At 68.8% G+C, this 19,239-nt stretch carries 20 protein-coding genes; 13 read left to right on the forward strand and 7 right to left on the reverse strand.

Annotated elements, in window-relative coordinates; all coding sequences use genetic code 11:
- Positions 1 to 242: 242 nt before the first annotated feature.
- The 8 genes from OP497_RS15665 to OP497_RS15700 all read left to right on the forward strand — a co-directional run bounded on the left by OP497_RS15665 (position 243) and on the right by OP497_RS15700 (position 8,498).
- Positions 243 to 1,610, forward strand: a complete 1,368-nt coding sequence (locus OP497_RS15665) for an OmpP1/FadL family transporter (RefSeq protein ID WP_280550073.1) — start codon at positions 243 to 245, stop codon at positions 1,608 to 1,610.
- Positions 1,611 to 1,985: 375 nt separating this feature from the next.
- Positions 1,986 to 3,081, forward strand: a protein-coding gene (prfB, locus tag OP497_RS15670) for a peptide chain release factor 2 (protein ID WP_280550104.1) whose coding sequence is annotated in 2 segments (ribosomal slippage) — positions 1,986 to 2,057 and positions 2,059 to 3,081 — 1,095 coding nt in all. Because the reading frame shifts where the segments join, the coding sequence is not laid out codon by codon here.
- Positions 3,082 to 3,212: 131 nt separating this feature from the next.
- Complete coding sequence (lysS, locus tag OP497_RS15675; RefSeq protein ID WP_280550074.1) at positions 3,213 to 4,778, forward strand: lysine--tRNA ligase; 1,566 nt, start codon at positions 3,213 to 3,215, stop codon at positions 4,776 to 4,778.
- A gap of 212 nt (positions 4,779 to 4,990) precedes the next feature.
- Complete coding sequence (locus OP497_RS15680; RefSeq protein ID WP_280550075.1) at positions 4,991 to 5,377, forward strand: hypothetical protein; 387 nt, start codon at positions 4,991 to 4,993, stop codon at positions 5,375 to 5,377.
- Positions 5,378 to 5,456: 79 nt separating this feature from the next.
- Entirely contained in the window at positions 5,457 to 6,881 is a 1,425-nt protein-coding gene (locus OP497_RS15685; RefSeq protein ID WP_280550076.1) for an MFS transporter, read from the forward strand.
- Positions 6,882 to 6,926: 45 nt separating this feature from the next.
- Complete coding sequence (locus OP497_RS15690; protein WP_280550077.1) at positions 6,927 to 7,238, forward strand: BolA/IbaG family iron-sulfur metabolism protein; 312 nt, start codon at positions 6,927 to 6,929, stop codon at positions 7,236 to 7,238.
- Positions 7,235 to 8,050, forward strand: coding sequence for a hypothetical protein (locus OP497_RS15695; RefSeq protein WP_280550078.1), 816 nt, complete (start codon positions 7,235 to 7,237; stop codon positions 8,048 to 8,050). Before OP497_RS15690 ends, OP497_RS15695 begins: the two co-directional genes overlap by 4 nt.
- Positions 8,037 to 8,498, forward strand: coding sequence for a GNAT family N-acetyltransferase (locus OP497_RS15700; RefSeq protein ID WP_280550079.1), 462 nt, complete (start codon positions 8,037 to 8,039; stop codon positions 8,496 to 8,498). Before OP497_RS15695 ends, OP497_RS15700 begins: the two co-directional genes overlap by 14 nt.
- A 7-nt stretch (positions 8,499 to 8,505) precedes the next feature.
- On the opposite strand, the gene OP497_RS15705 is transcribed toward OP497_RS15700, so the two are convergent.
- Together OP497_RS15705 and rsmD are read right to left on the reverse strand one after the other, a co-directional pair.
- A complete protein-coding gene (locus OP497_RS15705; protein WP_106231375.1) occupies positions 8,506 to 8,700 on the reverse strand; it encodes a cell division protein ZapB in 195 nt (64 codons plus the stop codon).
- A gap of 82 nt (positions 8,701 to 8,782) precedes the next feature.
- A complete protein-coding gene (gene rsmD, locus OP497_RS15710; protein ID WP_280550080.1) occupies positions 8,783 to 9,457 on the reverse strand; it encodes a 16S rRNA (guanine(966)-N(2))-methyltransferase RsmD in 675 nt (224 codons plus the stop codon).
- Positions 9,458 to 9,548: 91 nt separating this feature from the next.
- Between rsmD and ftsY the strand changes: the two genes are divergently transcribed.
- The 4 genes from ftsY (at position 9,549) to rpoH (ending at position 13,370) form a co-directional block, all read left to right on the forward strand.
- A complete protein-coding gene (gene ftsY / locus OP497_RS15715) occupies positions 9,549 to 10,748 on the forward strand; it encodes a signal recognition particle-docking protein FtsY (RefSeq protein WP_280550081.1) in 1,200 nt (399 codons plus the stop codon).
- Complete coding sequence (gene ftsE / locus OP497_RS15720; RefSeq protein ID WP_280550082.1) at positions 10,745 to 11,413, forward strand: cell division ATP-binding protein FtsE; 669 nt, start codon at positions 10,745 to 10,747, stop codon at positions 11,411 to 11,413. The genes ftsY and ftsE overlap by 4 nt, the downstream gene beginning before the upstream one ends.
- Positions 11,410 to 12,384, forward strand: coding sequence for a permease-like cell division protein FtsX (gene ftsX / locus OP497_RS15725; protein WP_280550083.1), 975 nt, complete (start codon positions 11,410 to 11,412; stop codon positions 12,382 to 12,384). Before ftsE ends, ftsX begins: the two co-directional genes overlap by 4 nt.
- 119 nt (positions 12,385 to 12,503) lie before the next feature.
- Entirely contained in the window at positions 12,504 to 13,370 is an 867-nt protein-coding gene (rpoH, locus tag OP497_RS15730; RefSeq protein ID WP_280550085.1) for an RNA polymerase sigma factor RpoH, read from the forward strand.
- A 102-nt stretch (positions 13,371 to 13,472) separates the two neighbouring features.
- On the opposite strand, the gene slmA is transcribed toward rpoH, so the two are convergent.
- From slmA to coaBC, 5 genes are read right to left on the reverse strand one after another with little or no spacing between them, the layout of a single operon-like run.
- Entirely contained in the window at positions 13,473 to 14,084 is a 612-nt protein-coding gene (slmA, locus tag OP497_RS15735; RefSeq protein ID WP_280550087.1) for a nucleoid occlusion factor SlmA, read from the reverse strand.
- Positions 14,085 to 14,126: 42 nt separating this feature from the next.
- Positions 14,127 to 15,044, reverse strand: a complete 918-nt coding sequence (argB, locus tag OP497_RS15740; protein WP_280550090.1) for an acetylglutamate kinase — start codon at positions 15,042 to 15,044, stop codon at positions 14,127 to 14,129.
- A gap of 40 nt (positions 15,045 to 15,084) precedes the next feature.
- On the reverse strand, positions 15,085 to 16,482 hold the full coding sequence (locus OP497_RS15745) for a phosphomannomutase/phosphoglucomutase (protein ID WP_280550092.1): 1,398 nt from the start codon (positions 16,480 to 16,482) through the stop codon (positions 15,085 to 15,087).
- A gap of 42 nt (positions 16,483 to 16,524) precedes the next feature.
- Entirely contained in the window at positions 16,525 to 17,007 is a 483-nt protein-coding gene (dut, locus tag OP497_RS15750) for a dUTP diphosphatase (RefSeq protein WP_280550094.1), read from the reverse strand.
- A gap of 23 nt (positions 17,008 to 17,030) precedes the next feature.
- Positions 17,031 to 18,266 (reverse strand): bifunctional phosphopantothenoylcysteine decarboxylase/phosphopantothenate--cysteine ligase CoaBC, encoded by a 1,236-nt coding sequence (gene coaBC, locus OP497_RS15755; RefSeq protein WP_280550096.1) that lies wholly within the window; start codon positions 18,264 to 18,266, stop codon positions 17,031 to 17,033.
- Between the two features lie 111 nt (positions 18,267 to 18,377).
- Here coaBC and radC point away from each other — a divergent pair, with 111 nt between their 5' ends.
- Positions 18,378 to 19,052, forward strand: coding sequence for a DNA repair protein RadC (gene radC, locus OP497_RS15760; RefSeq protein ID WP_280550098.1), 675 nt, complete (start codon positions 18,378 to 18,380; stop codon positions 19,050 to 19,052).
- Positions 19,053 to 19,239: the final 187 nt, after the last annotated feature.

Below are 19,239 nucleotides of genomic sequence, written 5' to 3' on the forward strand. Positions count from 1 at the left end.
GTGTAAAACCCTTGGGTTACCCATAGGTCAAGGGACAATGGAACCGCGCCGGCCACGGTGAGCATGAATTACCTAAGTCAATGAAAGTTCGAGGGATGAAACGGCCGTGCGACCAAAGTATTAGCATTTTTTGTTTTCAAACGGCCGTTTGTGCTTGATCCCGGATGGTGGATTCGCAAACACTGGCCTGGACCTGGCCGCCCCGCGGCAAGAACGACAACAATCCTTCACCAGGAAAAGGGATGCCTCGCCATATGCCCAACACCTTCAACAAGCTGACCGTTGCCATCGCCCTCGCCTCCACGACGCTGATCGCCAGCCAGGCCGCCGCCTCAGGCTTCCAGGTCCGCGAGCAGAGTGCCAAGACCCTGGCCAATGCCCTCTCCAATGCCGCCGCGGGGGCCGAGGACGCCAGCTTCATGGCCTACAACCCGGCCGCCATCGGCAATATCGACGGCAACCAGGTCGTCGGCGGGGTGGCCTATATCGATGCCAATTTCGACCTGCAGGATGCCGAAGCCTACCCTACCGGAACGTCCCCCCTACTTAGCTACGATAGAGGTGGTTCGCGACAAGGGGGCGAGACGGCGGTGGTGCCGAGTTTCGCCGCCAAGACCCAGTTGAACGAGCAGTTCGACCTGGGCCTGGCCATCTATGCCCCCTACGGGCTCTCCACCAAGTATGACGAGGACTGGGTCGGCCGCTACCACGCCATCGAGACCGAGCTGAAGACGATCGACTTCCAGCCGACACTCAACTACCGGGCCACCGACCGCCTCAACCTGGCCGTGGGCCTGAGGGCGCAATATGTGGATGCGACGTTGTCTAATGCGGTGGATTTTGGCTCCGCGGCTGCTCTGAAGGGAGATCCTAGAGCGATCCCCGGGCGTGACGACGTGATCGGTACGGTTGAGGGTGATGACTGGGGATACGGCTATACGCTGGGTGCGCTCTTCCAGGTCACTGACAAGACACGGCTTGGTGCCAGCTACCGCTCCAAAATTGACCTGACCCTCGAAGGGGATGTCGGGTTCAGCGGAACGACTGCGTATTCTTCCGCTGCCGTGGCGAATGAGTCCGATCCACGTATCACCGATAAAGGAGGGAAGGCCGACCTGACGACGCCGGCCAGCCTGAATCTGGGCGTCTACCACCAGCTGACCGATCGACTGGCGCTGATGGCCAATGCCGAATGGACCGAGTGGAGCAGCTTCGATGAGCTGGTGGTCGAGTTCGAGGACGGCACCAATAGCCCAACCACCGAGAACTGGGAGGATACCTGGGCCTTCTCGGTGGGCGCCAACTATGCGCTGACCCCGCAGTGGCTACTGCGTGCCGGCCTGGGCCTCGACGAGAGCCCGGTGCCCAGCGCCGAGTTCCGCACCCCGCGGGTGCCGGATGCCGACCGCCAGTGGGCGACCCTCGGCGCCACCTGGATGCCCACGCCCGAGCTCGGCGTCACCGCCGGCTACATGCATGTCTTCGCCGACGATGGCGATATCGACCAGCAGGCGACCCCCACCAACGAGAACGCGACCAAGGGTAACCTCTCGGGGACCTACGAGGTCTCGGCGGATGTCTTCGCCCTCTCGGTGGACTACCGCTTCTAAGCCTCGATCCTCCGCCCCACCTCGAGACCCGGCTTCGGCCGGGTCTTGTCGTCATGGGCTCCCGCCGGCATCAGGGCTATTGTCGTTGGGCGTAGCGAGGGGCGCCGGGGGCAGGCCGAAGAGGAGGTCCTACGCCAGGGATGGCGTCGGTAGCGCCCATGGAAGGGTTTACAGCGCCTCCTCGCAGGCCTGCCGACGGATCAGCCCCGATCAGCGCTGCTATCTGCGATACCCCTGCCTTCGGCGTGGGGATGGATGCGGCAGGGCGGCACTTTCGCTACAATAGGCGCCTTTTCCGTGCCGTCGGGGCCCTGGCATCGCGCCCGCGCCGCGGCGGCCGTCTTTCCACTGCAGATTCAGGCGAGCGAGCCCATGCTGGAAACCAACCCGATTCACCACCTGATCAAGGACCTGTCTGAGCGGACAGACGTCCTGAGGGGGTATCTTTGACTATGCTGAAAAGAAGGATCGGCTAGAGGAAGTCACCCGCGAGCTCGAGGACCCGAACGTCTGGAGCGACCCGGACAATGCCCAGAAGCTCGGCAAGGAGCGGGCGACCCTGGAGGTGATCGTGGCTACCATCGATGATCTCGACCAGGGGCTCGGCGACAGCCGCGACCTGCTCGAACTCGCCGAGATGGAGGACGACGAGGGCACCGTCGCCGAGGTCCAGAAGGAGCTCGAGGGGCTGCAGGCCAGCCTCGAGAAGCTCGAGTTCCGGCGCATGTTCTCCGGCGAGATGGACGAGAACAACGCCTATCTCGACATCCAGGCCGGCTCCGGCGGCACCGAGGCCCAGGACTGGGCCAACATGCTGCTGCGCATGTACCTGCGCTGGGCCGAGCACCACGGCTTCAAGGCCGAGATCATCGAGGTCTCCGCCGGCGAGGTGGCGGGCATCAAGTCCGCCTCGGTGCATGTCCAGGGTGAGTATGCCTTCGGCTGGCTGCGTACCGAGACCGGCGTTCACCGCCTGGTGCGCAAGAGCCCCTTCGACTCCGGTGGCCGTCGGCATACCTCGTTCGCCTCGGTGTTCCTGTCGCCGGAGGTCGATGACAGCTTCGAGGTCGAAATCAATCCCTCTGACCTGCGCACCGATACCTACCGCTCCAGCGGGGCCGGTGGCCAGCACGTCAACACCACCGACTCGGCCGTACGCATCACCCACGAGCCCACCGGCATCGTGGTGGCCTGCCAGAGCCAGCGCAGCCAGCACGCCAACCGCGACTTCGCCATGAAGCAGCTCAAGGCGAAGCTGTGGGAACACGAGATGCAGAAGCGCAACGCCGCCAAGCAGGAGGCCGAAGACTCCAAGGCCGATATCGGCTGGGGCAGCCAGATCCGCTCCTATGTGCTGGATGACCAGCGCATCAAGGACCTGCGCACCGGCGTGCAGTCGAGCAGCTGTGACAAGGTGCTGGACGGTGACCTGGATCAGTTTATCGTCGCCAGCCTTAAACAAGGCCTCTAGCCGCAAGCCCGATGCCGCCTGCGGGGGAGGCCTTCGGCCTCCATTCGCTCAGCAAGCTGGGCTCCCACAAGGTCCGCACGGCGTCAGGCGTGTCCCCGACTTCGTATCAAAGATTTCCAACAGGTAGCGAAATGGCGAACGAAAGCTCCTCTCCGGATAGCCCTTCACAGAATAGCCCGCAGAACGACGAGAACCGCCTGATTGCGGAGCGTCGTGCCAAGCTGGCCGCTCGCCGCGAGCGTGCCGCCGAGACCGGGGAAAGCGCCTTTCCCAACGACTTCCGTCGCGACAGCCTGGCGGCCGAGTTGATCGATGAGCTTGGCGACCGTGAGAAGGCCGACCTGGAGTCGCTGGACCGTCGAGCCGCCGTGTCCGGGCGGATCATGCGCAAGCGCGGGCCCTTCATCGTCATCCAGGACCCGTCCGGGACGATCCAGCTCTATGTCGACAAGAAGGGGCTGCCGGCCGAGGTGCTGGAGGACGTCAAGGGCTGGGATATCGGCGATATCGTGGCGGCCCGGGGGCCGGTGCACAAGTCGGGCAAGGGCGACCTCTACGTGATGATGGTGGAGGCCAGGCTGCTCACCAAGAGCTTGCGCCCGCTGCCCGACAAGTTCCACGGCCTCACCGACATGGAGGCGCGCTACCGCCAGCGCTACGTCGACCTGATCATGAACCCCGACTCGCGCCAGGTGTTCGAGACCCGCGCCGGGGTGATCAGCGCCATGCGACGCTTCTTCGAGGATCGCGGCTTCATGGAAGTGGAAACCCCCATGCTGCAGCCGATTCCCGGCGGCGCCACGGCACGCCCCTTCGTCACCCACCACAATGCGCTGGACATCGACATGTACCTGCGCATCGCCCCGGAGCTCTACCTCAAGCGCCTGGTGGTGGGCGGCTTCGAGAAGGTCTTCGAGATCAACCGCAACTTCAGGAATGAAGGGCTTTCCACCCGCCACAACCCCGAATTCACCATGATCGAGTTCTATCAGGCCCATGCGGACCACAATGACCTGATGGACCTCACCGAGGAGATGCTGCGCAGCGTGACCCAGAAGGTGCTGGGCACCACCATGGTGGTGAATACCGTGCGCAACGGCGAGGGCGAGGTGCTGGAGACCTTCGAGTACGACTTCGGCCAGCCGCTGCGGCGCATCACGGTGTTCGATGCCATCCTCGCGTTCAACCCGGAGATCTACGCCGAGGCGCTGGCCGACGCGTCCGCCGCGCGCCAGATCGCCGAGCGCCTGGACATCGACGTCAAGGATGGCTGGGGGCTGGGCAAGGTCCAGATCGAGATCTTCGAGAAGACGGTGGAGCACCGTCTCCAGCAGCCCACCTTCATCACCGAGTACCCCACCGAGGTGAGCCCGCTGGCGCGGCGCAAGGACGCGAACCCCTTCGTCACCGAGCGCTTCGAGTTCTTCGTCGGCGGCCGTGAGATCGCCAACGGCTTCTCGGAGCTCAACGACGCCGAGGACCAGGCCGAGCGCTTCCGCGCCCAGGCCGCGGAGAAGGAGGCCGGCGACCTGGAGGCGATGTACTTCGACGCCGACTACGTGCGGGCGCTGGAGGTTGGTCTGCCGCCCACCGCCGGCGAGGGCATCGGCATCGACCGGCTGGTGATGCTGTTCACCGACAGCGCTTCCATTCGAGACGTGCTGCTCTTTCCGGCGATGCGCCCGGAAGTCGATTGACAGGTGATACGTTGAGGGGCGCCGGAGGTAGGTCGAAGAGGAGGTCCTACGCCAGGGATGGCGTCGGTAGCGCCCAGGGAGGGGTTTACAGCGCCTCCTCGTAGGCCTTCCGCCGGATCAGCCCCGCCCCAGCGTGTCTATGATCGGAAGTGTTGGCAAGGGGCGGCCCGAGTACCCATAATGGTCGTCGTTTCGACGTCGAGGAGACCGTGATGAAACTGCTCAACCGCTCCGCCCTGAGCGTCAGGCCGACCCGGCATTTCGTGGATTGGGTCAATGCGCTCGAACCCACGATGGAGGGTGATGACCTGACCCTGGCCGACGTCGAACACGAAAGCACCGTCTACCTGATCCCGGAGATGGACGCGCCCGAGGCCCTGGAGGCCTTCGTGCGCGAGCGCTACCTCGAGATCCTGGAGACCGAGCTGCGCGCCTGGGAAGAGGACGAGCGCCAGTGGCCGGAGGCCCTGGACTGGGCGCTGTTCCAGCGCTTCCTGCAGGTCGAGCACAGCTACCTGGCCATCGACCTCGACAACGAGGCGGCACTGGAGATCTCCGAGGTGGATGACGCCCTCCTCCTGGAGACGGACCAGGACTGACCCTCCTGCCCGACAGCGATCATGGGAAACCGGCTTCGGCCGGTTTCCTCGTTATGGACCCCGCAGTGATGGAAGCAGGATGAGTCGACTCTTCACGACCCGCCCCGGCGACGACGGCCTGCCGGGCCCCGAGCGGCGCCTGGCGGTACTGGCGCTGGTCGTCGGTACCCTGATGGCGGTGGTGGACACCACCATGGTCAACATCGCGTTGCCCTCCATGGCGGCCGACCTCGGGGTCTCCGCCTCCCGGGTGGTCTGGGTCACCAACCTCTTCCAGGTCGTCTGTGCCGCCTTCCTGCTGGTCTTTGCCGCCCTCAGCGAGCTGGTCAGCCGCCGGCGACTCTATGTCGCCGGGGTGGCGCTGTTCACCCTGGCGGCCCTGGGCAGCGCCCTGGCACCGAACCTGGAAATTCTGTTGCTCTTCCGTGCCCTGCAGGGCCTCGGGGCAGCGGCGACCCTGTCCATCGGCCCGTCGCTCTACCGCTCGATCTTTCCCTCGCGGCTGCTCGGCAGCGCCCTGGGGCTCTCCGCCCTGGTGGTGGCCGGTGGCTACGCCGCGGGACCGACTCTCGGTGGGCTGGTGCTCTCGGTGGCCAACTGGCCCTGGCTATTCGCCTTGCACGTGCCGCTGGGACTCTGCGCGTCCTGGCTGGCCTGGCGGGCGCTGCCCCGGGAGGCGGGGCGGCGCGATGGCTTCGACTGGCGCGGCGCGCTGTGTTCGGTGGCCATGCTGGCCGGGCTCTTCCTCGGCCTGGACGGTGTCGGCCACGGAGCGCCGGCCTGGCAGGTGCTCGCCTGGCTGGCACTGAGCCTGCTCAGTGCCGTGCTCTTCGTGCAGCGCCAGCGCCGGGCCCGCCATCCGCTGCTGCCGCTCTCGCTCTTCGACGAGCGACGCTTCACGCTGGCGGTCTCGGCCTCGGGGCTCGCCTTCGTCGGCCAGGGCCTGGCCTTCGTGGCACTCTCCTTCCTCTATCAGCAGGAGATGGGCTTCACGCCGCTGGAGACCGCCTGGATGTTCACCCCCTGGCCGCTGGCGATCATGCTGGTGGGCCCCCTGGCCGGGCAGCTGGCCGACCGGGTCAACCCCAGCCTGCTCTCCAGCGGCGGCCTGGTGCTGCTGCTGCTGGGACTGGCGGCCCTGGCCGGGCTCGACGCCGACGCCAGAGTGGCGGACAGCCTGTGGCGCACGGCGCTCTGCGGGCTGGGCTTCGGGCTCTTCCAGCCGCCCAACAATCGCGAGATGATGGCCAGCGTGCCCCGCGAGCGCAGTGCCAGGGCGTCCGGCGTGATGAGCACGGCCCGCACGGTGGGCCAGTCGCTGGGCGTCGCCCTGGTGGGGGCCTTCCTGGCCGCCGGGGCGCCGGTGCAGGCGACCCTCTGGGCCGGGGCGGGCGCCTGTGGGTTGTCGCTCGCGGCGAGCCTGGGGCGGGTGTCGCTGGCCGGGCGGGCCCAGCGCGAGGCGCGCCGTACCGAGCCGCGGCGGGCGTCGTCGGACCCGAACTGAAGGCGTACAATGGGCCCATCACTCACTCAGCATCGGAACCCCGACATGAGCATCCAGGCCACCATCGAAGACAAGCTCAGGGCCCTTGAGCCCGCCTTCCTGGCGGTGGAGAACGAGAGCCATCGGCATAACGTGCCGGCGAATTCCGAGACCCACTTCAAGGTCACCCTGGCCGCCTCCCGCTTCGAGGGGCTGATGCCGGTCAAGAGGCACCAGCAGATCTATGCGCTGCTCGCCGACGAGCTCGCCGGCCCCGTCCACGCCTTGGCCCTGCACCTCTTCACGCCCGAGGAGTGGGAGGCCAGCGGCCGCTCCCGCCCCGACTCCCCCGACTGCCGGGGCGGCGACCGGTCGTGACCCCGGAGCCGCAGCGCCTGCAGTACCTGGAGGCCATGGGCCTGACGGCCTGGGCCTCCCGCTATCGCCTGCCCAATGCCCTACCCACGCAGGCCTGTGAGTGGGAGGCCGCCGCGCCGGTGGCCGAGGTCCGCCGCGCCCCGGGGGAGCGGCTGCATGCGCTGCTCGACGAGGCCGTGGAGGCGCAGGTCGCCGCCCCACGAGCGGCCCCCGCCGAGCCCGAACCGCGCCATCGTCCCGCGGCCGGCAGGGCCCGCGCGCTGCTCGGTGACCTGGCGCCCAGCGACGAACCGGGGGCCACGCCCGAGGCGGTGAGCCCAGGCCCCGTGCGTCACCGCGGGGAGGCGCTGCGCTTCACCCTGCAGGTGGCCTGCCTGGATGGCCGCTGGCTGGTGCTGCTGCCCGGGGAGGCACCGCCCGGCGGCGTGGAGTTGCGCCTGTTGCGCCATCTGCTGCAGGCCGCTGGCGTGGTGCCCGAGCAGATGCCGGCCTTCGAGGCCTTCCGCTGGCCTCAGGTGGAAGGATTGCCGGTGGAGGTGCCGCTGGAGGAGGCCCGGGAGGGGCTCCAGGCCTTCCTGGCCGGCCGGCAGCGGCGAGGCTGGGTACCGGAACGGCTGCTGGTGTTCGGGGAAGACGAGACCCTCGCCAAGCTGCTGACTCTCTCCGAGGGCCACTGCCCGCTGCTGGCACTGCCGGCCTGGCAGGGGCCTGCGTTGGGCGAGCTGGCCGGTAGTGCCGAGGCCAAGCGCGTCCTCTGGCCGCAGATGGCAGGCTGGCGCGATGCCTGGCGAGCGGGTCGTGAGGTCGACTGAAACCTTTCGCCGGCTGGTGCCGGCCGACCTGGCGATGCTGTCGGCGCTGGAGCAGGCCGCCAGCCCCGACCCCTGGACGCCACACCAGCTGCAGGCGGCGCTGGTCGATTCCGATACCCGGGTGTTCGGCATCGAGCATGGGGCGTGCCTGGTCGGCCATGTGGTGGTGGTGCGGCTGCCCTTCGATGCGGAGCTGCAGGCGATCCTGGTGGTCCGGGAGGCGCGTCGCCAGGGAGCGGCGGGGCGCTTGCTGGCGGCGGGGATCGAGCAGGCGCGGACTTGGCGCAGCGAGCGCCTGCTGCTGGAGGTCAGGGCGGGCAACGAGGCGGCCCTGGCGCTCTACCGGCGTGCGGGATTCGGCGAGGACGGCCGGCGCCGTGGCTACTACCCGGCGCGCCTCGGCGGCCAGCGGGAGGATGCGCTGCTGATGTCGCGCCCGCTGGCCTGATGCTGCCTCAACTGCTGGCGGTCGTCTCGACCTCGTCGAACTTGCCCAGCAGGGCGGAGAGGCGACGCTCCCACTCCTCGCGCTCCTGCTTCAGGCGGGCGTTTTCCTCGCGCAGCTCCTCGGCTTCCATCCTCATCAACTCCAGGGCCTCGACGGCGCTGGTGACCTTCTGTTCGAGCTGGTTGAAGAGTTCGATACTCATCCTGTTCTCCTGACGACATCCTGCTGGTGGGGCGTGCCCGATGGGGTTCCTTCAGCGCGCAGCGTAACGCCGTGCTCGGGGCTCAGCAAGCGTCGCCGTCGGGCGACCTCGCGCCAGGCGGATGCCGGCGGTAGAGCCGCCCGGTGCTGTCGCCGGCGCGCACCTCGCGGTGCAGTTGCCAGCTGACGGGCACCTCGGGGGCGAGCGCCGACTCGGTTTCCACATAGACGAGGGCATCCTCGGCGAGCCAGCCGTCCTCCAGGGCATCGCAGCAGGCCTCGGCGAGCCCCTGGCGGAAGGGCGGGTCGAGGAACACCAAGGAGAAAGGGACGGGGTCGCCGGTGAGGAAGGCCAGGGCATCGGCGGTGACCAGGCGTCCGCGCTCGGTGGCCCCCAGGGTCGCGAGGTTGTCGGCCAGCTGGCGCGCCACCCGGGCGTCGTGCTCGACGAACACCGCCTGCCGGGCGCCCCGCGAGAGAGCTTCCAGGCCGAGCGCCCCGGTGCCGGCGAAGAGGTCGAGGACCCGTGCCCCGGGCGTGGTGGCGGCAAGCCAGTTGAACAGCGTCTCGCGCACCCGGTCGGGGGTCGGGCGCAGCCCCGGGCGGTCGAGCACCGGCAGTTGGCGGCGCCGGTACTCGCCGCCGATCAGGCGCAGCCGTCCGGGGGCCCGGCGGCCGGCGTTCTGGCGGCCGGGACCCTTGGTGGGTGTAGCGGCCGATCGGTGGGGCTTTCGAGAGGCGGGGCGGCGTCGTGTCATGGGGGCGGATTGTAACCGCCGGCTTGTCCACAGTCATGGTGCGCGATGGTAGGATGAGGCGATTCGTTCATCCGTGAGGCGTGATCCCCCCATGTTCGGTATTTTCAAGCGCAAGAAGCAGCAGGAAGAGCGGCAGACGACACCGCAACAGGAGGCCGAGCGCCGGTCGGAAGAGAAAGCGGCAGACGACGTCACCGAGACCGCGCCGCCGGCGGAGGCTACCGACGAGGTCGACGAACCGGCCCGGGACACGGCCGCCGAGCCAGAAGCGGCACCCGAGATGCCGGCCCCCGAACCCGAGCCTGCGCCGCCCAGGGCGGCCCTGCAGGAGAAGCCGGTCGCCGAGAAGACGGGCTGGTTCGCGCGTATCCGCGCCGGGCTCGGCAAGACGCGCGCCAACCTCACCGATGGTCTGGCCGACCTCTTCATGGGCCGCAAGCAGATCGACGACGATCTCATGGAGGAGCTCGAGACCCAGCTGCTGATGGCGGACGTGGGCATCGAGGCCACCACCGAGATCATCGACCGGCTCACCGACCGGGTCTCGCGCAAGGAGCTCAAGGAGCCCCCGGCGCTCTACCGTGCCCTGCAGGAGGAACTCGCGGCGATGCTCGAACCGGTCACCCGGCCGCTGGCGCTGCCGCCCAAGGGCGCAGGCCCCTTCGTGATCCTGGTGGTGGGGGTCAACGGCGTGGGCAAGACCACCACCATCGGCAAGCTGACCCAGCGCTTCCAGCGCGAGGGCCGCAGCGTGATGCTGGCCGCCGGCGACACCTTCCGGGCAGCGGCGGTGGAGCAGCTCAAGGTCTGGGGCGAACGCAATGACGTGCCGGTGATCGCCCAGCACACCGGGGCCGACAGCGCCTCGGTGATCTTCGATGCCCTCTCCGCCGCCCGCGCGCGTGGCGTCGACGTGCTGATCGCCGACACCGCCGGCCGCCTGCACAACAAGGCCCACCTCATGGAGGAGCTCAAGAAGGTCCACCGGGTGATGGGCAAGCTCGACGCCAGTGCTCCCCATGAGGTGATGCTGGTGCTCGATGCCGGGACCGGCCAGAACGCCCTCGCCCAGGCCTCGACCTTCAACGAGGCGGTGCCAGTCACCGGCATCACCCTGACCAAGCTCGACGGCACCGCCAAGGGCGGCATCATCTTTGCCCTGGCGCGCCAGCTCGGCACGCCGATCCGCTTCATCGGTGTCGGCGAGTCGCTGGATGACCTGCGCCCCTTCGCGGCCAGTGAGTTCGTCGCTGCCCTGTTCGACCGCGAGCCGGTGTCGCCCGAGTCATGATCGCCTTCGAGCACGTCGGCAAGCGCTATGGAGGGCGCTATGATGCGCTCGCCAACATCGACTTCCGAGTGCGGCGCGGCGAGATGGTCTTCCTCACCGGCCACTCCGGCGCGGGCAAGAGCTCGCTGCTGCGCCTGATCATGCGCCTGGAGCGACCCAGTCGCGGCAAAGTGCGGGTGGCGGGCCATGACATCGACCGCCTGCACCACAGCCAGATTCCCTTCTATCGGCGCCAGATCGGCGTGGTCTTCCAGGACCACCAGCTGCTCTTCGACCGCTCGATCTATCACAACGTGGCCTTGCCGCTGGAGATCCAGGGGGTCGAGCACCGCGAGGCGGCGCGGCGGGTACGAGCGGCGCTGGACAAGGTGGGGCTGTTGCACCGCGAGGCCGCGCTGCCCATCGAGCTCTCCGGCGGCGAGCAGCAGCGGGTGGGCATCGCCCGGGCGGTGGTCAACAAGCCGGCGCTGTTGCTCGCCGACGAACCCACCGGCAACCTCGACCCCCAGCTCTCCGCCGACATCATGGCGCTGTTCGAGGACTTCAACCGCATCGGCACCACGGTGATGGTCGCCAGCCACGACCTGGCGTTGATCGCCCGTCTGCGTCACCGCACCCTGCGGCTCCACGAGGGGCGCCTGGTGGCCGACGAGGAGGTCGCATGAGTCGCGAATCCGCTCCCTCGCCCCGTGGCGCACGCACCCACCGGTCGGCAGGCGGCGTCCGCTGGCGGTCCTGGGCGCGTCACCATCGCGTCATGGCCCTCGATAGTGCGCGCCGCCTGCTGCGCCGGCCACTGGGCAGCCTGCTGACCATGCTGGCCATCGCCATCGCCCTGGTGCTACCCGCGGGGCTCTGGTTGACCCTGGACAGCGCCCGCCTGCTCGACGCCGAGCTGGAGGAGAGCGCCACCCTCACCGCCTACCTGGCCACCGGGATCGGGGAGGGCGAGGCCGGTCGCATCGAAGAGGCGCTGGCCGCCCAGGCCGGCGTCGCGGCGACCCGGTTGATCACCGCCGCCGAGGGCATGGCCGAGTTCCAGCAGGCGCTGGGGCTGCGCGATGCCTTGGCCCGGCTCGAGGGCAATCCCCTGCCGGCCAGCGTGGTGGTGCGCCCCGGGAACCCCGATCCGGAGGCGGTGCGACGGCTCGCCGAGGCCCTCGAGGCCGTCCCCGGGGTCGACGAGGTGCGCCTGGATCTCGCCTGGCTCGAGCGCCTGCGCCACCTCGCCGAGCTGGGCCAGCGGGTCACCCTGGCGCTGGGCGTGCTGTTCGGGCTGGGCGTGCTGCTGGTGGTGGGCAACACCATCCGGCTCGCCGTGGAGAATCGCCGCCAGGAGATCGAGGTGGTGACCCTGATCGGCGCCACCCACGCCTTCGTGCGTCGCCCCTTCCTCTACAGTGGGGCCTGGTTCGGGCTGGGCGGCGGCCTGCTGGCCTGGGGCCTGCTGACCCTGGGCAGCGACTGGCTCTCGGCGCCGGTCTCGGCCCTGGCGGCGAGCTATGGGGCCAGCTTCCACCTGCCGCGGCTGGGCGCCGAGGGGTCTACAATATTGCTTGCCTGTAGTACACTGCTTGGCTGGCTGGGTGCCTGGATCGCCGTGAATCGGCACCTGGCGGAGATCCGGCCGCGCTGAGGCGGGTGGTTGGACGATTCTTCGCCTCATCTGGCTACATACGGAACTTTCCACGGCCTTTGCCGTCGTATTCAGCCACCATGAACAGCACTATGGGCTTCGAAGGAGACAACCTGCACATGAGCACCAGTCTTCTGCCGGTGGGTCAGCTCTCCCCGGGTCATGACCTGAACGGTTACATCCAGGCGGTCAACAGCATTCCCATGCTGACCGTCGACGAGGAGCGGGATCTGGCGTACCGGCTGCACGACGAGGGGGACCTCGAGGCGGCACGACGCCTGGTGCTCTCGCATCTGCGCTTCGTCGTCTACATCGCGCGCAGTTACTCCGGCTACGGCCTGCCCCAGGCCGACCTCATCCAGGAAGGCAACGTCGGCCTGATGAAGGCCGTCAAGCGCTTCGACCCCAACCAGGGGGTGCGGCTGGTCTCCTTCGCCGTGCACTGGATCAAGGCCGAGATCCACGAGTTCGTGCTGCGCAACTGGCGCATCGTCAAGATCGCCACGACCAAGGCCCAGCGCAAGCTGTTCTTCAACCTGCGCGGCGCCAAGAAGCGCCTGGCCTGGCTGAACAGCGACGAGGTGGAGGCCATCGCCAAGGACCTGGACGTCAAGCCCGAGGTGGTACGCGAGATGGAAGGTCGCCTGTCGGCCCATGACGCCGGCTTCGATGCCTCGCCGGGGGAGGACGACGAGTCCGCCTACCAGGCGCCGGTGCACTTCCTCGATGATGCCAGCGCCGACCCGGCCACCCAGCTCGAGGACAGCGACTGGGAGCAGGATGCCACCCATCGCCTGCAGCAGGCCCTGGAGGCCCTCGACGAGCGCTCCCGGGACATCCTTCAGCGTCGCTGGCTGGGGGACGACAAGGCCACCCTGCACGAGCTGGCCGACGTCTACGGCGTCTCCGCCGAGCGCATCCGCCAGCTCGAGAAGAACGCCATGAAGAAGATCCGCCTGCAGATCGGGGATGCCCTGGTGGCGTGACCGCCGGTAGCGCCGAGCTTCAAGCGCCAAGCTGCAAGGAACCCCCGAAGGTCTCGCCCTTAGGGGGTTCCTCGTTTGGGGCCTGCTGTTCGCTTGCCCCTGTTATGCCGTCTGCGGGCTCTCCCGCAGCAGCTGGGCCGAGAGCAGCGCCCACTGGTCGTCCCAGTGCTCGGTGGGACGGTGGCGGAAGTCGCTGCGCACGTAGCGCGAGATCTGCCCCTCGAGGTGGGCCAGCAGCAGGTTGGCAGCCGCCGAGACCGGCAGCGAGGGGCGCCGCCCCTCGCGTAGCTCCGCCTCGCGCAGCACCTGCTTGAGCTGGGTCTCGAGGCGCTCGAAGAGCTGGTGGATGCGAAGGCGCAGCCGTGCCGTCTCGCCGGTCAGGGCGTCGCCGCCCAGCAGGCGCGACAGCCCCGGGTTCTTCTCGGCGAAGGCCAGCACCAGGGTGAGGATCTGGCCGCAGCGCGGCACCGCCTCCGGCACCTCCTCGAGGATGCGGCCGATGCGCTCGAAGAGGGCCTCCTCGATGAAGGCGATCAGCCCCTCGAACATCCGTGCCTTGCTGGGGAAGTGGCGATAGAGCGCCGCCTCCGAGACGCCGACCTGGCGGGCCAGGGCGGCCACGGTGATGCGCTTGCCGCTGTCCTCCTCCAGCATCAGGGCGAGGCCCTGCAGAATCTGCTCGCGGCGACTGGGGGTTGGTGTTTCCTGCGTCATGTCGTTATGTTCTTGTCGGTTCGGTGGATCGGGCCGGGGGGCTCAGCCGGCGTTCGGGTCCTGGGGAATGTCGGTGATCAGGGTGCCCACCCCGGCGTTGGTGAAGATCTCCAGCAGGGTGGCATGGGGCACCCGGCCATCGATGATGTGGGCGCTCGCGACGCCGCCCTTCACGGCGTCCAGGGCGCAGCGGATCTTCGGCAGCATGCCGCCATGGATGGTGCCGTCGGCGATCAGGGCATCCACCTGCTCGGTGGTCAGCCCGGTGAGCACCTCGCCCTCGGCGTTCATCAGGCCGGCGACGTTGGTCAGCAGCATCAGCTTCTCGGCATCCAGGGCCTCGGCTATCTTGCCGGCCACCAGGTCGGCATTGATGTTGTAGCTGCGACCCTTCGCGTCCACGCCGATGGGGGCGATCACCGGGATGAAGTCGCGGGCGGCGAGCATCTCGAGGAGGTCGGTGGAGATGTGCTCCACCTCCCCCACGTGGCCGATGTCGATGATCTCCGGCGCGGTCATCTCCGGGCTCTGGTGTTCCACCTTGAGCTGTCGGGCGCGGATCTGCGCGCCGTCCTTGCCGGTCAGGCCGATGGCCTTGCCGCCGCACTGGTTGATCAGGTTGACGATGCCCTTGTTGACCAAGCCGCCCAGTACCATCTCCACCACGTCCATGGTCTCGGCATCGGTCACCCGCATGCCGTTGACGAAGCGCGACTCGATGTTGAGCTTCGCGAGCAGGTCGCCGATCTGCGGGCCGCCGCCGTGCACCACCACCGGATTGATGCCGACCTCCTTCATCAGCACCATGTCGCGGGCGAAGGAGTCGATCAGGGTGTTCTCGGTCATGGCGTTGCCGCCGTACTTCACCACCACGGTCTTGCCGGAGAAGCGCTGGATGTAGGGCAGTGCCTCGGAGAGCACCTCCACCACCAGGCGCGGGTCGCGGGTCTGTTCGGTCATCGGTCGGGTTCCCTCTCCTGTCTATGCGGCGAACCGCCCCTCACAGGGGCAACTCGAGGTCGGGTGACACCTGGGTGAGGGCGTCGGTGAAGCGGCCGCGGATGCGGGCCAGGGCGGCGTCGTCCTTGCCCTCGAAGCGCAGCACCAGCACCGGCGTGGTGTTGGAGGCGCGGCACAGGCCCCAGCCGTCCGGGTAGTCGACGCGGATGCCGTCCAGGGTCGTCTTGACGCCCTCCTCGCCGAAGTCGCCCTCCCGGGCCAGCCGGTCCACCAGCGCGAACTTGGTCGCGTCGGTGACCGTGATATTGATCTCCGGGGTGCCGACGTCCTGGGGGTAGCGAGCGAAGAAGGTATCGGCATCGTCGGCCTGCTTCGACAGGATCTCCAGCAGGCGGGCGGCGGCGTAGAGGCCGTCGTCGAAGCCGTACCAGCGCTCCTGGAAGAAGATATGGCCGCTCATCTCGCCGGCCAGCAGGGCGCCGGTCTCCTTCATGCGCGCCTTGATCAGCGAGTGCCCGGTGCGCCACATCTCCGGCGTCCCGCCGGCGTCCTCGATCACCCGGGTCAGGTTGCCGGTGCACTTGACGTCGAAGATCACGCGGGCGTCGCGATTGCGTGACAGCATGTCCTCGGCGAAGGCCATCAGCAGGTGGTCGGGGTAGATCAGCGTGCCACTCGGGGTGATCACGCCGAGGCGGTCGCCGTCGCCATCGAAGGCCAGCCCGATGTCGGCGCCGGTCTCCTGCACCGTGCGGATCAGGTCCTGGAGGTTCTCGGGCTTGCCCGGGTCCGGGTGGTGGTTGGGGAAGGTGCCGTCGATCTCGGCGAACAGCGGAATCGTCTCGGCACCGAGGCGCTCGACCAGCGCCGGGCCCAGTTCGCCGGCCACGCCGTTGCCGCAGTCAACCACCGCCTTGAGCGGGCGGGCAAGCGTGACGTCGCCGAGGATGCGCGCCAGGTAGGCGTCACGCACGTCCTCCTGGCGCACGCTGCCCTGGCCCTCGCTGAGCTCGCCGCTGGCCAGGCGGGTGTGCAGGGCGGTGATGGCATCACCGGAGAGCGTCTCGCCACCCAGCACGATCTTGAAGCCGTTGTAGTCCGGCGGGTTGTGGCTGCCGGTGACCATCACGCCCGAGGCCGTGCCCTCGAGCACGTGGGTGGCGAAGTAGAGTACCGGCGTGGGGACCATGCCGATGTCGACGACGTCGCAACCCGACGACAGCAGGCCGCGGGTCAGGGCGGCCAGCAGGCGCGGGCCGGAGAGGCGGCCGTCGCGGGCCACCACCACGGTGGACTCGCCGCGCGACCGGGCCTCGCTGCCGATGGCGCGGCCGATCTGCTCGACACCTGGCTCGGTCAGGGTGTCGTCGACGATGCCGCGGATGTCGTAGGCGCGGAAGATCGAGGCGGGGACTGCCTGGCTCGCTTCTTGGGTCATGGGGTCCGTCCTGTGTGGAGGTTCGAGTGGCTGGGTGCCGTCTCAGTGCCGGCCGGAACTGCCGAACCCACCGGTGCCACGCTGGTCGGTGCCCCGGTGGCTGGCGTCGAAGTCCTCGACGACCTCGAGCTCGGCCTGCACCACCGGCACGAGCAGGTACTGTGCCAGCCTCTCGAAGGGCTCGATGGTGAAGGGCGCGTCGCCACGGTTCCAGGTGGAGATCATCAGCTCGCCCTGGTAGTCGGAATCGATCAGGCCCACCAGGTTGCCCAGCACGATGCCGTGCTTATGGCCCAGGCCCGAGCGGGGCAGGATCATCCCGGCGAGGGCCGGGTCGGCGATGTGGATGGCAAGCCCGGTGCGCACCAGCTCGCACTGCCCGGGCGCCAGAGTCAGGGGGGCATCGAGCAGGGCGCGCAGGTCCATGCCGGCGGATCCTTGGGTGGCGTAGTGAGGCAGATGATCGCGCAGGCGCTCGTCGAGCAGCTTGACGGCGAGGCGCGGGCGATCGGGGAGGGTGGGCATCGGGGATCCTCGAGTGTTCGGTGTCAAGGGGCGTGGCGGGGCGACAGGCAGGCCAGGGCGCGGCGCACCACCGCCAGGGCGAGTTGCGACTTGGGCTGGGGGGCGAGACTCTCGCTGCCTTCCCTGTCGCCTTCCCGCCACAGCAGCAGGGCGGCGTTGTCGTCGCTGCCGAAGCCGAGCCCGGCCCGGGCGACGTCGTTGGCGACGATCATGTCGAGCCCCTTGCGGGCCAGCTTGTCCCGGGCATAGGCCTCCAGGTCGCGGGTCTCGGCGGCGAACCCCACCACCAGCGGGCGCTGCGCCTCGGGCAGGGCGGCCACGGAGGCGATGATGTCGGGATTTTTCACCAGGCGCAGGGTGAGGCCCTCCTCGCCCTCGACCTTCTTGATCTTGTGCTCGGCGGCCGCCTCGGCTCGGTAGTCGGCCACCGCGGCGCAGCCGATGAAGATATCGCTGTCGGCGGCCAGCCGCTGGGCGGCCTCGTGCATCTCCCGGGCGGTCTCCACGTCGGTGCGCTCGACGCCAGCCGGTGTCGGCAGGGCGACCGGGCCACTGATCAGCCGCACCCGCGCCCCCAGCGCGGCGGCGGCGGCGGCCAGGGCGAAGCCCATCTTGCCGGAGCTGTGGTTGGAGAGGTAGCGCACCGGATCGAGCGGCTCCCGGGTCGGACCGGCGGTGATGGTGACGGTCAGACCGTCGGCCTCCTTTGAGGCGGGTGCCATAGGGAGCAGCGCCGCCACGATCGCCTCGGGCTCCAGCATGCGCCCCGGTCCCACGTCGCCGCAGGCCTGGTCGCCGCTCTCCGGCCCCAGCAGCTGCCAGCCGTCCTCGGCCAGCTGGCGCGCATTGCGCTGCGTGGCCGGATGGCGCCACATGGCCTGGTTCATGGCCGGGGCCATCACCGTCTCGGCCTCGCTCGCCAGGCACAGGGTGGTCAGCAGGTCGTCCGCCAGGCCCTGGGCGAGGCGCGCCATCAGGTCGGCGGTGCCCGGGGCGATCAGGATGGTGTCGGCCCAGCGGGCCAGCTCGATATGCCCCATGCCGGCCTCGGCCTGGGGGTCGAGCAGCGAGGTGCGTACGGCTTCACCCGTCAGGGCTTGCAGCGTCAAGGGCGTGATGAAGGCCTGGGCGCCCTCGGTCATCACCACGCGCACCTCGCAGCCGGCCTGGGTGAGCAGGCGGGCAAGCTGGGCGCTCTTGTAGGCGGCGATGCCGGCGCTGATGCCGAGCAGTACGCGTCGGCGGGAGAGTGTCGACATGGCGGTATCCGAGCGAAAATCGGGTCGTCTACCTTACCACCGGTGCCCGACCTTGCGTAGCCGCTGGACCGACTACACTGACAGTCACGGATGTCAGGCAGGGAGGCAGGGATGTCGATTCGAGACTGGCCGGAGGGGGAGCGCCCCCGGGAGAAGTTGCTGGCGCTGGGCGTGGAGGCGCTCTCCGATGCCGAACTGCTGGCGATCTTCCTGCGCGTCGGTGTGGAGGGGCGCTCGGCGGTGGACCTGGCCCGGGACCTGCTGTCGGCCTTCGGCGGGCTTCGCCAGCTGCTGGAGGCCGACCAGGCTCGCTTCTGCGCCGAGCACGGCATGGGCATGGCCAAGTATGTCCAACTCCAGGCCACCCTGGAGCTGTCGCGGCGGCATCTCGCCAGCCAGCTGAGCCGGGGCGATGCGCTGACCTCGCCCTCGCTGGTGCGTGCCTACCTCGCCGCCCAGCTGCGCCATCTCGGCCATGAGGAGTTTGCCGCGCTTTTCCTCGACAGCCAGCATCGCGTGATCCGCTACGAGTCGCTGTTCCGCGGCACCCTGGACAGTGCCTCGGTCTACCCTCGAGAGGTGGCTCGCCGTGCCCTGGAGCTGGGCGCCGGCGCCATCATCTTCGCCCACAACCACCCCTCCGGCGTGGCCGAGCCCAGTGACGCCGACCGGCGCATCACCGAGCGCCTGCGCGAGGCGCTCGGGCTCTTCGAGGTGCGCGTGCTGGACCACTTCGTGGTGGGCGATGGCGAGGTGGTCTCCTTCGCGGAACGGGGGTGGTTGTGAAACCGGCATGCGTGATGGGAAAACGACAGGGCTATCGCAGTTGGATCTGACGAGGGGCGCCGGGGACAGGTCGTAGAGGGGGTCCTACGCCAGGGGTGAGGAGCATTGCTCCGAACGGGCTGGCCATGGATGGCCAGCACCGGCCCTGCAAGCGGAGCAGGACGCGAGAGCGAAGCAGGGCGTCGGT

The organism is Halomonas sp. 11-S5 (assembly GCF_029889825.1).
Classification (GTDB): Bacteria; Pseudomonadota; Gammaproteobacteria; order Pseudomonadales; family Halomonadaceae; genus Halomonas.

Bases quoted from the DNA above. Each gene is read 5' to 3' on its own strand.
- OP497_RS15665 (WP_280550073.1), top strand. From the start codon at position 243: ATGCCTCGCCATATGCCCAACACCTTCAACAAGCTGACCGTTGCCATC.
- lysS (WP_280550074.1), top strand. From the start codon at position 3,213: ATGGCGAACGAAAGCTCCTCTCCGGATAGCCCTTCACAGAATAGCCCG.
- OP497_RS15680 (WP_280550075.1), top strand. From the start codon at position 4,991: ATGAAACTGCTCAACCGCTCCGCCCTGAGCGTCAGGCCGACCCGGCAT.
- OP497_RS15685 (WP_280550076.1), top strand. From the start codon at position 5,457: ATGAGTCGACTCTTCACGACCCGCCCCGGCGACGACGGCCTGCCGGGC.
- OP497_RS15690 (WP_280550077.1), top strand. From the start codon at position 6,927: ATGAGCATCCAGGCCACCATCGAAGACAAGCTCAGGGCCCTTGAGCCC.
- OP497_RS15705 (WP_106231375.1), bottom strand. From the start codon at position 8,700: ATGAGTATCGAACTCTTCAACCAGCTCGAACAGAAGGTCACCAGCGCC.
- rsmD (WP_280550080.1), bottom strand. From the start codon at position 9,457: ATGACACGACGCCGCCCCGCCTCTCGAAAGCCCCACCGATCGGCCGCT.
- ftsY (WP_280550081.1), top strand. From the start codon at position 9,549: ATGTTCGGTATTTTCAAGCGCAAGAAGCAGCAGGAAGAGCGGCAGACG.
- ftsE (WP_280550082.1), top strand. From the start codon at position 10,745: ATGATCGCCTTCGAGCACGTCGGCAAGCGCTATGGAGGGCGCTATGAT.
- ftsX (WP_280550083.1), top strand. From the start codon at position 11,410: ATGAGTCGCGAATCCGCTCCCTCGCCCCGTGGCGCACGCACCCACCGG.
- rpoH (WP_280550085.1), top strand. From the start codon at position 12,504: ATGAGCACCAGTCTTCTGCCGGTGGGTCAGCTCTCCCCGGGTCATGAC.
- slmA (WP_280550087.1), bottom strand. From the start codon at position 14,084: ATGACGCAGGAAACACCAACCCCCAGTCGCCGCGAGCAGATTCTGCAG.
- argB (WP_280550090.1), bottom strand. From the start codon at position 15,044: ATGACCGAACAGACCCGCGACCCGCGCCTGGTGGTGGAGGTGCTCTCC.
- OP497_RS15745 (WP_280550092.1), bottom strand. From the start codon at position 16,482: ATGACCCAAGAAGCGAGCCAGGCAGTCCCCGCCTCGATCTTCCGCGCC.
- dut (WP_280550094.1), bottom strand. From the start codon at position 17,007: ATGCCCACCCTCCCCGATCGCCCGCGCCTCGCCGTCAAGCTGCTCGAC.
- coaBC (WP_280550096.1), bottom strand. From the start codon at position 18,266: ATGTCGACACTCTCCCGCCGACGCGTACTGCTCGGCATCAGCGCCGGC.
- radC (WP_280550098.1), top strand. From the start codon at position 18,378: ATGTCGATTCGAGACTGGCCGGAGGGGGAGCGCCCCCGGGAGAAGTTG.